This is a genomic window from Clostridioides sp. ZZV14-6154 (assembly GCF_020657785.1).
Taxonomy (GTDB): domain Bacteria; phylum Bacillota; class Clostridia; order Peptostreptococcales; family Peptostreptococcaceae; genus Clostridioides.
In genome coordinates, this window is sequence record NZ_JAGWCY010000004.1 from 202298 (window position 1) to 215823 (window position 13526).

The 13526-nt window shown below is 26.8% G+C and carries 11 protein-coding genes; 8 read left to right on the forward strand and 3 right to left on the reverse strand.

The window, feature by feature from the left end; genetic code table 11:
* The first annotated feature begins 191 nt into the window (after window positions 1-191).
* Together KGF45_RS11460 and KGF45_RS11465 are read left to right on the forward strand one after the other, a co-directional pair.
* The gene (locus tag KGF45_RS11460) at window positions 192-899 is read left to right on the forward strand and encodes an SH3 domain-containing C40 family peptidase (protein WP_227842592.1); all 708 of its coding nucleotides are present in this window, start codon (window positions 192-194) and stop codon (window positions 897-899) included.
* 299 nt (window positions 900-1198) lie between these two features.
* Entirely contained in the window at window positions 1199-3313 is a 2115-nt protein-coding gene (locus tag KGF45_RS11465) for a cell wall-binding glycosyl-hydrolase Cwp19 (protein WP_227842593.1), read from the forward strand.
* Between the two features lie 241 nt (window positions 3314-3554).
* Here the strand turns inward: KGF45_RS11465 and KGF45_RS11470 are convergent, their stop codons facing one another.
* Both KGF45_RS11470 and KGF45_RS11475 read right to left on the reverse strand, forming a co-directional pair.
* Window positions 3555-4520 (reverse strand): LCP family protein, encoded by a 966-nt coding sequence (locus KGF45_RS11470; protein ID WP_227827538.1) that lies wholly within the window; start codon window positions 4518-4520, stop codon window positions 3555-3557.
* 334 nt (window positions 4521-4854) lie between these two features.
* Window positions 4855-5811, reverse strand: coding sequence for an LCP family protein (locus tag KGF45_RS11475; RefSeq protein ID WP_227842594.1), 957 nt, complete (start codon window positions 5809-5811; stop codon window positions 4855-4857).
* 368 nt (window positions 5812-6179) lie between these two features.
* On the opposite strand from KGF45_RS11475, the gene KGF45_RS11480 reads away from it, so the two are divergent.
* A complete protein-coding gene (locus KGF45_RS11480) occupies window positions 6180-6968 on the forward strand; it encodes an HAD family hydrolase (RefSeq protein ID WP_227827536.1) in 789 nt (262 codons plus the stop codon).
* Window positions 6969-7106: 138 nt separating this feature from the next.
* Here the strand turns inward: KGF45_RS11480 and KGF45_RS11485 are convergent, their stop codons facing one another.
* On the reverse strand, window positions 7107-7577 hold the full coding sequence (locus tag KGF45_RS11485) for a DUF4358 domain-containing protein (protein ID WP_227827535.1): 471 nt from the start codon (window positions 7575-7577) through the stop codon (window positions 7107-7109).
* Between the two features lie 137 nt (window positions 7578-7714).
* Here KGF45_RS11485 and KGF45_RS11490 point away from each other — a divergent pair, with 137 nt between their 5' ends.
* From KGF45_RS11490 to KGF45_RS11510, 5 genes are all read left to right on the forward strand, one after another.
* Complete coding sequence (locus KGF45_RS11490) at window positions 7715-8359, forward strand: undecaprenyl diphosphate synthase family protein (RefSeq protein ID WP_227842595.1); 645 nt, start codon at window positions 7715-7717, stop codon at window positions 8357-8359.
* A gap of 123 nt (window positions 8360-8482) precedes the next feature.
* Window positions 8483-9307: an N-acetylmuramoyl-L-alanine amidase gene (locus KGF45_RS11495; protein ID WP_227827533.1), complete on the forward strand. Its 825-nt coding sequence runs from the start codon at window positions 8483-8485 to the stop codon at window positions 9305-9307.
* Between the two features lie 324 nt (window positions 9308-9631).
* The gene (locus KGF45_RS11500) at window positions 9632-11182 is read left to right on the forward strand and encodes a GGDEF domain-containing phosphodiesterase (RefSeq protein WP_227827532.1); all 1551 of its coding nucleotides are present in this window, start codon (window positions 9632-9634) and stop codon (window positions 11180-11182) included.
* Window positions 11182-11580: an RrF2 family transcriptional regulator gene (locus tag KGF45_RS11505; RefSeq protein WP_227434474.1), complete on the forward strand. Its 399-nt coding sequence runs from the start codon at window positions 11182-11184 to the stop codon at window positions 11578-11580. The genes KGF45_RS11500 and KGF45_RS11505 overlap by 1 nt, the downstream gene beginning before the upstream one ends.
* Window positions 11581-11619: 39 nt before the next feature.
* Window positions 11620-13353 (forward strand): Eco57I restriction-modification methylase domain-containing protein, encoded by a 1734-nt coding sequence (locus tag KGF45_RS11510; protein WP_227827530.1) that lies wholly within the window; start codon window positions 11620-11622, stop codon window positions 13351-13353.
* The last annotated feature ends 173 nt before the right edge of the window (window positions 13354-13526 follow it).

Consider the following 13526-nt stretch of genomic DNA (forward strand, 5'->3'; position numbering starts at 1 on the left):
TTCTAATTTGTAACCAGGGGGAGCAAAAAGAAACAAATAGATACTAAAAAGAAACAAAAGATTACAAAAAGATTACAAAAAGATTACAAAAAAGGTTGCAATTTATTTTGATGTAAGTTAGAATGTTAATTAGGAATTGGAAACGAAGGAACAAAATGTTAAATTTTCGAAAGGATTAGGTATTTGAGATTATGATGAATATTAAAAATAAAAAACATATATTGAAAAAATTTATAGCAATGGTGTTAATAGCAGGAGTTGTTACAGTAGAGGCAGGAGCAATAACAGCTAGTGCAGCAGAGTTATCTAATTCACCTATGAATGCGACAGTAGATCAATGTGATTTCTTAAACATGAGAAGTGGAGCTAGTGCAAATGATGCAATAGTAGGAAAGATAAACACAGGTGACAAAGTTGAAGTTTTAGAACTACATTCAAATGGATGGATAAAAATAAGAACAGTTGACAATGTTACAGGATGGGTAAATGGAGATTATTTAACTATTGAAGGTGGAAATGTAGACGCAAAGGTACAAAATGTTTTAAACTTAGCATTTAAGCAACAAGGTAAACCATATAGATGGGGAGCAACTGGACCAAACTCTTTTGATTGTTCTGGGTTCACTTCGTATGTTTACAAAAATGGAGCAGGAGTTAATTTACCAAGAGTATCAAGATCACAAGCAACAGTAGGAAAGAAAGTATCTAGAGCAGAATTAAAAGCAGGAGATTTAGTTTTCTTTGGTTCAGGTGGTTCAATAAATCATGTTGGGTTGTATATAGGAGATTCTAAATTTATACATTCACCACAAACAGGAGATGTAGTAAAAGTTACTAGTATGGCTCCAGGAACTAATTATGCTAGAAGACTTATAACTGCTACACGTGTTTTACAATAATAATAGATTTAATTTACATAGGATTGAATATTAACATTAAATATAGTTATGTTTAATGTTTTACATAGAAAGTGAAGTATTAATTAATATTAAAATAGTGATGAACGTTATAAAAACAGCAAAGAATATAAATTTCTTTGCTGTTTTTTTTATAATAAATTATTTCATATTATAATTAAATATTAAATATAAATATTAACTATATTATTCAATATTTGACAGATAATATGAACTTTAGATATACTTAGTAAGGAGTATATTGTAGAAAAAAATAAATTTAAGAAATTAAGGGGGATGAAATGAAAAAGACAAGTATATTACTATTATCGTTGGTAATGACACTTACAATGTGTAGTGTAAGTTCATTTGCTGATTCGTCAAATGATAAGGAAATGAGAGCTGCTTGGATATCTACAGTTTATAACTTAGATTGGCCTAAGACTAAAAATAATGAAGCCAAGCAAAAAAAGGAATACACAGACTTATTAGACAAATTAAAAAGTGCAGGAATAAACACAGCAGTGGTTCAAGTAAGACCAAAATCAGATGCTTTATATAAATCAAAGATAAACACATGGTCTGAATATCTTACAGGTACTCAAGGTAAAGACCCTGGATATGACCCATTACCATTTTTAATAGAAGAAGCACATAAAAGAGGAATGGAATTCCATGCATGGTTTAATCCATACAGAATAACTATGGCAGATGAGAGCATAGATAAATTGCCAGCAAACCATCCAGCAAAGAAAAATCCAAGTTGGGTAGTTAAACATGGAAATAAGTATTACTATGACCCAGGTTTACCAGAAGTTAGAAAGTACATAGTTGATAGTATAGCAGAGGTAGTTCAAAATTATGATATAGATGGTGTTCATTTTGATGATTATTTCTATCCAGGAGTAAGTTTCAACGATACTGCTACATATCAAAAATATGGACAAGGACAAAACAAAGACAATTGGAGAAGAGAAAATGTAAATACTCTACTTAGAGATGTAAAGGCGTCTATAAAGAGTATAAAGCCTGAAGTTGTATTTGGTGTGAGTCCAGCTGGAATATGGAGAAACAAGAGTAGTGACCCAACAGGTTCAGATACATCAGGTAATGAAAGTTATGTAGGTACATATGCAGATACAAGAGCATGGATAAAACAAGGATTAGTTGATTATGTAGTTCCACAACTTTACTGGCCAATTGGTCTTAAAGCCGCAGACTACTCTAAATTAGTTTCATGGTGGGCAAATGAAGTAAAAGGAACAAATGTAGACTTATACATAGGACAAGGTATATATAAACAAGGGCAATCAAGTTATAATGGGCAAAACATAGCAAAAGAAATAGTGAAGCAAGTAACATTAAATAGAAAATATAGTGAAATAAAGGGTAGTATGTATTTTTCAGCTAAAGATATAGCAAATAGTACATCTATACAAAATGATTTAAAGAGCTTGTACTCTGACAGTAATGAACAGCCAGTGACTCCACCATCTAATGTCAAGGTGGAAAAATTAAGAGGTGCTGAAAGATATGATACAGCAGTTGCAATAAGTAAAAAAGGATGGGCTACAAATTCAGATACAGTAGTATTAGTAAATGGATATTCTATAGTCGATGGTATAACATCAACTCCACTTGCTACTGCAAATGATGCACCTATATTATTAGTAAATAAGGGTGATATACCAACATCTACTAAAAATGAAATAAAAAGACTTAATCCAAGTAAAGTTATCTTAATAGGAGGAAATAATTCTATTGGAGATAAAGTTGAAAGTGAGATAAAAGATACATTATCAAATGTATCAATAAACAGAGTGGGTGGCTCAGATAGATATAGCACATCTCTTTTAATAGCAAAAGAATTAGCAAAGACTAATCCAGTAGATAAACTATATATAACAAGTGGTACAGGTGAAGCAGATTCTCTTTCTATAGCTTCAAAAGCAGGAGAAGAAAAACAGCCAATCGTATTAGTATCAAAAGATAATGTAAGTGATGAAATCTATAATTGGGTATCAGATTTAAATGTAAAAGATGCATACTTTATAGGTGGTAATTTAAGTATATCTGATTCAGTAATAAATAAATTAGATAAAGTTATTACAAATGATGTATCTAAAAATAGAATAGCTGGAGAAAATAGAGAAGAAACAAATGGAAAAGTAATACAGAAATTCTATCCAAATGCTGAATATTCATCAATGTTTGTAAGTAAGAGTAATCAGTTAGTAGATGCATTAACATCAGGACCTTTAGCAGCAAAATTAAAATCACCAGTAGTTATGCTTGGAAATAGTGTAACATCTGCTCAGAAAACTGCTCTAGAGCCTAAAAAGACAAGCCTAGTATATGAAGCTGGAGATGGAATAAATCAAACTGCATTAAACAGTTTATTAAACCTAGTTCAATAGTAAGAATTTAATAAAGATACTATATTATAAATGCTATAAAGGCAAATTAAAATAAAAGTATCAAATTGGAAAATGTTAAATTAAAAAGTATTAAATTAAAGTAGAAAGTAAAAAAAGAACTATATACATTTTATAATCAAGCATGGATAATAACTTGAAAATAATTATGTAATATAGTTCTTTTTATATATTTAATCTTATATTCTATAATAATATTTGCGTTAAATGTTTTTTATTGTTATTATTGTTTAAATTCTATATCATTAAATATAAAATCGTGTAATATATCTAAAGTATCTGGGTCAAATCTAAGAACCCAACCAGCTTTTCCATATATACCACCTGTACTATGAATTTCATCATCAATAGGGAATTCAAATTGTTTAATATTTAAGTCGCCCATTTTTAAAACTTGAGCTCCTAGAGAAAGTATTGCATTAGGCTTCATATTAGTTTTAACATATGGAAGAACAGCATCTAATAAACTTGGATATTTAGTAACAGGTAAAGTTTCTGTTTTCTTGATTATAGCTTGTATAATCTCTCTTTGTCTTCCATCTCTTGCAAAGGCAGTATCATTATGTCTGATACGTGCAAAAGATAATGCTTGATATCCATTTAAAGTTTGTACTCCAGATTTCCTAATATATTGTATGCTACCTTTATCATCACTTTTATTCCAACCATAAGTTTCAGGAATAAATTTATTTAATTCACTTATTTCTCCTTTTTCAATTGTAACTTCAACGCCACCAATAGCATCAATTATATACATAAATGATTCGAAATTAACACAAGCATAATTTTGAATATCAACATTAAAGTTCTCTTCAATTGTTTGTATTAACAAATCAGCTTGTCCATAAGCATAGGCATGAGTAAGTTTTTGTTTACCATGACCAGGGATGTCTACATAGCTATCACGAGCCAATGATGTAAGTTTGATATCATTATGTTTGTTATCAATAGTTAATATCATCATAGCATCTGACCTTGAAGAATCTTCATCTGGTCTAGCATCTGTTCCCATAAGTAGTATGTTAGTTATTCCATTTTCATTTTTATGGTCATTATTATTTAATAAATCACTATTTATGCTCGAGTCATGAATAGTAGATAATTTATAATAAAAATATCCATAGACGCTTATAGGGAATATTACTACCAAGAAAGCCAGTAGTATAACAAATTTCTTTAATTTTGACAAAAGTACCCCTTCTTTCTTCTTTTTCCTGTATATTTTTTAATAGCATACACTTAATTATATTAAAGTATTGAGATATATTCAATACTTGTTTCAGTTACAAAAAAAAGACAATGATATAATTTATAAGAAAATTTGTCAATTTATATATAATTAAAAGTATGTGTAGTATATCATGTAAAAAATTAATTAAAATTTTAAAGAAAAATAGGGTTTGTATATTTTTTACAATAAAAATAAGTACACACCTGTCAATTACAAAATAATTTGCTTCTTGAAAGGTATGTACTTACTGTCAAATTCTGTACATGATTTTTTATTACTTTAAATAAATATTTTACTCTTCAACCATAATATCTTCAAATATGAAATCGTGCATTGCATCTAATTCATATTCTTCAAAAGGAATTACATAGCCTGCACTACCAATTTTTCTACCATTTTCAGTAGAAAGAGGGAATTCCATTGATTTTAAGTCTAAGTTTCCAATACTTAAAAGTTTTGTTCCTAGAGAAATTATTTCATTAGGACTCATATTAGTTTTAACATATGGAAGTATAGTATTAACTAGATTAGGATATTTGGTAACTGGTAAATCCTTAACACCATTTATTAAACTTTGTATAACACTTCTTTGTCTTCTATCTCTCTCATCTGTACTATCATTTTTTCTTATACGAGAAAATGCAAGTGTTTGATATCCATTTAGTTTTTGCTCGCCTGAACTTCTTATATACTCAAGAGAGCCTTTGTCAGAGTTTTTATTCCATTTGTAAGTTTCAGGTATAAATTTGTTTAATTCTCTTATTTCACTCTTATCAACTGTAACAGTAACCCCTCCTAGAGCATCAACTATATCCATAAAAGAAAAAAAGTCAACTACAGCATAATTCTGTATATCGAGTTGGAAATTTTCTTCTATAGTTTCTATTAATAAATTAGCTTGACCATATACATAAGCATGTGTTAATTTTTGTTCTCCATGTCCTGGTATGTTGACATACGTATCTCTATTTAATGAAGTTAATTTAAGACTTTTATTTTTATTATCAATAGTTAATATCATCATGGCATCAGAACGAGAAACTTCTTCACCTGGTCTTGCATCTGTACCTAATAATAATATATTTGTAATATCTTCTTCATTTTTATAGTCATTACTGCTAAGAGCCTCTGTATTTATACTATCATCTTGGATAGTTTTTAATTTAGTAAAAACATATCCGTATACACTAACAGGAAATGCTATGACTAAAAGGGCTAGAAATATAACGAACTTTTTGAGTCCTGACAATAATATCCCCTACTTTCTAAATTTTTTAATTACACATAGTTAATTATATTAAAAAATTGTTACATAAGCAATAAAAAACACAATAAATTAGCATAAGTTTGTCATAATATAATTATTTTTATAATATTTTATAGAAGGAAGCGTGTAGTTATTATTAATTTTCTTGGAATATAATTATATAAAGATTTAAATTTTTATAAGTTGATGTATATATTGAAAAAAATATTTTCCTGAATGTAGTTATATTATCTTACAAAAGGTGTAAATTGTAATTTAGAATTTTTGGTGTATAATAGGAATTGAAAAATTAAACTGATAAAAATTAATAAAAAATAATTATAAATTATATAATTTGGGGGAGGAAATATATGATAAAATTAATAGCAACAGACTTAGATGGAACTTTGTTAGATGAAAAGAGCGAAATAAATCCAGAGTTTTATAAAGTATTTAAAAAATTAAGAGAGAGGGGGATAATGTTTTCTGCTGCAAGTGGCAGGCAGTATCAAAATCTTATAAAAAAATTTGAAGATATAAAAGATGATATGATGTTTATCTCAGAAAATGGAACATTAGTAGTATATAAAGGAAAAGAAATATTATCAAATCCTTTGGATAAAGAGTTAGTAAATGAAATCATAGAGGCAACAAGAAGTATAAAAGGGAAAAAAATTGTAATGAGTGGTAAAAAATACGCCTATATAGAGAGCAAAGATGAAGCGTTTATAGAAGAAGTTAGTACTTACTATGCAAAGTTTAAAGTTGTAGATGACTTGACTAAAGTAGAAGGTGATATATTAAAGATAGCCATATTTGACTTCAAAGGTGCAGAACATAACAATAGTATCTACTTTGACAAGTTTTCTGATAGAGCTCAAGTATGTATTTCTGGGGTAGAGTGGCTTGATTTAACTGCAAAAGGTGCAAATAAAGGAAGTGCCATAAAAAAAGTACAAAGAATGTTAGATATAAAATATGAAGAAACTATGGTATTTGGTGACCAATTGAATGATGTAGAAATGATGAAGAGTGCTTATCATAGCTATGCCATGGAGAATGCCAATGAGTATTTGAAAGAAATTGCTAGATTCAGAGCAAAAAGAAATACTGAAAATGGTGTTGTAGATAAGATAAAAGAAGTCATAAAAATTGGATAGCCATCTATGATGGGGGTCTAAATGAAAAAGATTATTTTAAAGGAATTGAAATAAAGAAATATCAATGTAATTTTCATTAAACAATATTATTAAAATGAAAATTACATTGATATTTGGTAGATATTAGATAACTAATATCTATTTTTTTATAATACTTAATATCTTTTCCTCTATTTGAGATGCATTTTCAGCAGAAATCAAATAAACATATTTACCTGCTTTTTCAACGATAGTATTGTTTGCTATTTCAGAATTGCTTTTTTCTCCATGTCCTTCTCCAAAAGGTGCTTGAATCATGTCTTTTTTATAATTTTCTAGAGTTTTATAGATTTTATTTACATCATCAGTTTTTATGACAATGATATCTTCTAGATATAATTTTTCAGAAGAATTGATTACAAAACCTTGTGTAATGTCTTCTTCCACATCATTAAAATAATTAAATTCTTTTGCATCAAAAATTTTTGATTCTTTTATAAGTAAATCAGAAGACTTTAATGCTTTTTCAATTTTTGATGTAGAAACGTTTTTATAATCGCTACTTGAAGAACAACTAACCATTCCAAAGGATAAGATTATTGAAAAAAACAACATTAAAATTTTTTTCATGAGAAACCTCCAAGTTTTTTAACTCTATCTTAATTTAGTTTACTACATAATTATATAAAAATAAATGTATTTAATGTTACAGTTTTGATTAATAATGTAATATTTTGATAATAATACCTATTAAGAGGTGATTAGAAATGAGAGTACCAAAACATGTAGGAATTATACCAGATGGAAATAGAAGATGGGCAAGTCAAAATGGAATGACAAAGGATAGAGGATATGAAAGTGGAATAGATCCTGGACTAGAATCTTATAGATTATGTAGAGATTTAGGTTGTGAAGAAGTAACTTTTTATGGGTTTACAACTGATAATACAAGACGTCCATCAGTTCAGACTAAAGCGTTTACAAAAGCATGTATTGATGCAGCAAATATACTAATAGAAGAAGGTGCAGCCTTACTAGTTGTTGGAAACACAAAATCTCCAATGTTCCCAGAAGAATTATTACCATATACAAATCGAATTCAAGCTAAAGACGGACAGATAAGAGCAAATTTACTGGTAAATTATGGATGGTATTGGGATTTAAATAATATATCAGGGGTAGAAAATGTAAATAAGAATAACATACAGGATTACATACAGTCATTTGATGTGTCAAGACTGGACTTGATAATTAGATGGGGTGGAAGACGTAGATTAAGCGGTTTCCTGCCTGTGCAATCAATTTATGCAGACTTTTATGTTATAGATAATTACTGGCCAGATTTCAAAGGTGATGATATAAAAGATGCCTTTAGTTGGTATGATACACAAGATGTCACTCTAGGCGGATAATTAAGAAATTTCAGTTTTTAGATTGTAGAGTATTTTAAATTATTGAAAAAAAAACTTCTTGGTGGTAAAATAACACTAATAATATGAAAAAATGTAAAAATCTATACCAAGAAGGGTGAAGAAATGTCAAAAAGCAATAATAACAATAATTCAAGAAACAAATCTAAAAATACCAGCCATCTGAACAGAAAAAAAAGAAAAATAAATAAAAAAAAGTTAGTACTACTGATTTGCTTTACAGTGTTATTTTTATTTATTGCATTTAAGGCTACTCAAGGTGTAGTAGCTTTGGTCAAAGGGATGGATAAAAATAATAAAACAAATCAACAACAAAAAGTTGACTCAGAACAATTTGACCTTGGTGATGAAAATGAAAATAAAAACAAAAAATATACTGTATTTATAGATCCAGGTCATGGAGGAAATGATAAAGGAACTCAAAGTAAAACTAGTAACAGATATGAAAAAGACCTCACTTTACAAATTTCAAAGAAATTAGCAAATAAATTAGCTAAGCAAAAAGACATTCAAGTAGTTGTATCTAGAACTGATGATACATATGTATCATTAATGGATAGAGTAAACTTAGCAAAAAATAGCTCTGCGGATGTACTTGTTTCTATACACTTAAATGCAGAAAAAAATGGAAATACAGCAACAGGTATAGAAACATGGTATAGAAATAAAGCTACAGATGGCTCAAAAGAACTTGCACAAACAGTTCAAAGTACAATAGTATCTTATGTTAAAGTAAGGGATAGAGGAATAATTGAAAATAATTTTGAAGTACTTAGAGAATCAAATATGCCAGCTATATTAATAGAGTGTGGTTTTTTAACAACGCCTTCAGAAGAGCAAAAAATAATAAATGAGAAATATCAAGAGCAACTTACAGAGGGAATTGTTCAAGGTATACTTTCATATTTGGATTCTAAGGGAAATAAATAATTTAATTATTATCTAAATGTAAAAATTAAATTAAAAATACAAAGGTGTGAATTATATTAAAAGTATAATTTCATACTAAAAATACTATTTAGATTCAAGAACTATGAAACTACAGACTACTTTATATATGTCTGATTTCATAGTTTTTTTGTCAAAATTAGTTGGTATTTGCAAAAAATAGAGAAATAAAATCGTAGAAATAGAGTTATTTATATGTGATTTTAAGTTAGATTGATTTACTATCAATTGTGCCTTATAATTAATATAGAATATAGAAAAAGTTTGCTCATAAAATAATTTAAAAAATAATATAGGGGAATTTATATGAATAAAAAAAATATAATGAAAATTTGTTGGTTAAATAAAATAGTTTTTATTATAATTGGGATTTTAGGAATAGTTTTACTTACAAGGCATATTGGAATAGACATTAAGAGTCAAATTTTGATTTTATTAATCTTATTTAGCATAAGTATGTTTATTTCATACCTTAAGGTTAAGACATATGAAGATGAAATTAATTTAGATGTCACAAGTAATTCAGATAAACTTATAAACATTACTAAGAATGATAATTTTTTAGAACATATTCAAAGCTATATATTTGCTAATAAGAGAGAAAATTGTGTGTTAGCATGCTTTGATTTATGTAGACTTAAACTTATAAATGATATATATGGTTATAAGCTAGGGGATGAAGTATTAGACAATATCTCAAACAACTTAAAAAATTATTTTGGAAATGAAGCTATTTATGGAAAGTTAAAAAGCGATGTCTTTGTATTAATAATAAAACTTGAAGATAGAGATGAAAAGATTCATAATTTGGTAAACCTTATTAAAAATAAAATTGTGACCTTGAGTCAGATAGATAGTTTTAAAATGAATATAAATATTGAAGCTTCTATTGGTATTTATAAATTTAATAGTAATGAAATTGACATAAAAAAAGCTATAGACAATGCTGATATGGCAAGAATTAAATCAAAAGGATTAAAGCATATAGAATATGTGGAATTTGATGATGCTATGGAAAAAGAAATAAAATCACTTATGAAAATAGAACAAGATTTATTTTTAGCTATTAAAAACAAAGAGTTCATAATTCACTACCAGCCTAAATTTGATTCAAGAACAAATAAAATTATAGGTTCAGAAGCATTAATAAGATGGATTCATCCAACTTTAGGTATGGTTGCTCCAAATAATTTTATACCTATAGCTGAGAAAAGTGGTTTGATAAATAATATTGGTAGATGGGTGATTGAAGAAGTTTTTATTACTATTGATAAGTGGATTTCAGAAGGGATAAATGTTTTACCAGTTTCAATAAATTTATCTAGAGTAGAACTTTATAAGAATGATTTAGTAGATTTTTTTAAGTCAATGTTTGATACATATAATGTTCCTAGAAAACTTGTAGAAATAGAAATAACAGAAACAACAGCTTTAAATGATGTAAAGTTTATTAGTGAGAGACTTTATGAAATTAAATCTTTAGGTATGAATATATCATTGGATGACTTTGGTATAGGTAACTCAAATTTTGTCAATCTTAAGGGGATACCAGTAGATGTTATAAAAATTGATAGGTCACTTATATTAGATATAGTGACTAACTCAAAAACAAAGGTTATGATAAAAGCCATTGTTAATCTTTCGCATGATTTAAATTTAACTGTTATATGTGAAGGTGTAGAGGATATGGAACAAGTTAAAGTTTTAAATGGTATGGGATGTAATTTTATACAAGGTTATGTATTTTCTAAACCAATAGATGAATGTAGTTACAAGGAACTTCTTACTGGAAGAAGTAATATAAGTTTAGAAGAGAGTCTTTTGAAAGAATATATGGCAGTTGAGGAGGTGGAATAATGATTTCAGAAGACGTAGATTATGCAATAAGAATTGTAAGAGCTATATTTAATAATGGAGAAAACAATCCAATAGATGTCAAAACAATATTAAAAAATGAAGATATACCAATATTAACATTATATAAACTACTTAGAAAACTTTGTGCAAATAACTTACTTACTTTTAATAAAGAAGATGGAAAGAAATACATGTTAAATGTATCATTGGATACAATAAGTTTGAGAACGATTGTAGAAATAATAGATGGGAAAATATATATAAATAAATGTACTAGATATGTATCTAATTGTAGTAATTGTTTAAAAGGTTGCAAGGTAAATCAGGAATTACTAGAGATAGAAAAAGAAATCTATAAACTTTTATCAAGAAAATCTATAAGACAGATATTAGAATAATAAATTTTTAGCTTAGCTAATAGTTGGAGGTTTTCAGTTATGGATGATATATCTCAAGATAACTTTCTATTATCTAAAGAGTATGAGAATAGTTTAGATGTAGATACTAAAAAAGCAGGTGGAATATACTATACACCTAAAATCATTGTCGATTATATTGTTAAAAAAACCTTGAGAAATCACGATATAATTAAAAATCCATATCCGAGAATTCTTGACATATCTTGTGGATGTGGAAACTTTCTTTTAGAAGTATATGATATTTTATATGACTTATTTGAAAAAAATATTTATGAATTAAAAAATAAATACGATGAAAATTATTGGAAGATTGATAATATACACAATCATATATTAAACCATTGTATATATGGTGCTGATATTGATGAAAATGCTATAAATATACTAAAAGATAGCTTAAAAAACAAAAAGACAAGAACTGATTTAAAATATGACGATATTAAAATCAACCTATTTTGTTGTGATAGTCTAAAGAAAAACTGGCGATATAAGTTTGATTACATAGTCGGTAATCCTCCGTATATTGGACATAAAAAACTTGAAAAAAAATATAAAAAATTTCTTTTAGAAAAATACAGTGAGGTTTATAAAGATAAAGCTGACTTATATTTTTGTTTTTATAAAAAGATTATAGATATCTTAAAATGTGGAGGAACAGGAAGTGTTATAACTCCAAGGTATTTCTTAGAAAGTTTATCGGGAAAAGATTTGAGAGATTATATTAAGTCAAATGTTAATATTAAAGAAATAGTAGATTTTTTGGGTGCAAATATATTTAAAAACATAGGTGTTTCTAGTTGCATTCTTACTTTTAATAAAAAAAAATTGAATGATACACCTATAGATATATTTAGAATAAAGAATGAAGATGTATCTATAAATAAATTTAAAACACTAGAAGAACTTTTAAACAGTAGTAAATTTGAATATTTTAATATAAATCAAAACTTGCTTTCTGATGAATGGATAATTGTAAATAAGGATAATGAATCTTTTTATAATAAAATACAAGAAAAAGGTAAATATAGCCTAGAAGATATAGCTGTAAGCTTTCAAGGTATAATTACAGGATGTGATAAAGCATTTATTTTAAGTGAAGGGGATTCAAAATTAGATTTTGTAGATGAGAAGCTTTTAAAAGATTGGATAAAAAGCAAAAATATAAACAAGTATGTAGTAGAGAAGAGTGAATATAAGCTAATATACTCAAATGATATAGATGATGAGGTTAAAAACAAGAAAATACTTGATGAAATTATAGGAGTATATAAGACAAAATTAGAAAATAGAAGAGAATGTAAAAGTGGAATAAGAAAGTGGTATGAACTTCAATGGGGTAGAGAAAAGCTTTTTTTCGAAAGAAAAAAGATAATGTATCCATATAAATCCAAAGAAAATAGATTTGCTATAGATTATGATAATAATTTTTCAAGTGCAGATGTATATTCTTTTTTCATAAAAGATGAGTATTTAGATAAATTTTCATATGAATATTTAGTTGGAATTTTAAATTCTAGTGTATATGATAAATACTTTAAAATAACAGCCAAAAAAATGAGTAAAAATATATATGATTATTATCCTAATAAGGTTATGAAGATAAGAATTTTTAGAGATAATAATTATGAAGAAATAGAGGATTTATCAAAACAAATAATATCAATTTTATTAAATGAAAAAATAGATAAAGAAAAAGTAGAAAAATTGCAGATAAAAATAGATAAATTAGTAATAGATTCTTTGGGTATATAAATAAATATGGCTATGAAAAAATACGTTGAATGTTAATAATTTATCTAAATTTATAAAGAAAAAGTTAACCATATAAAAAATATTAAAAATATATACTTTTGAATATTTTTTTGATAAAATAAAAATAAATTTGTGCAATTTTATTTTTCTCCAATAACTAAAAGTAGTTTTTT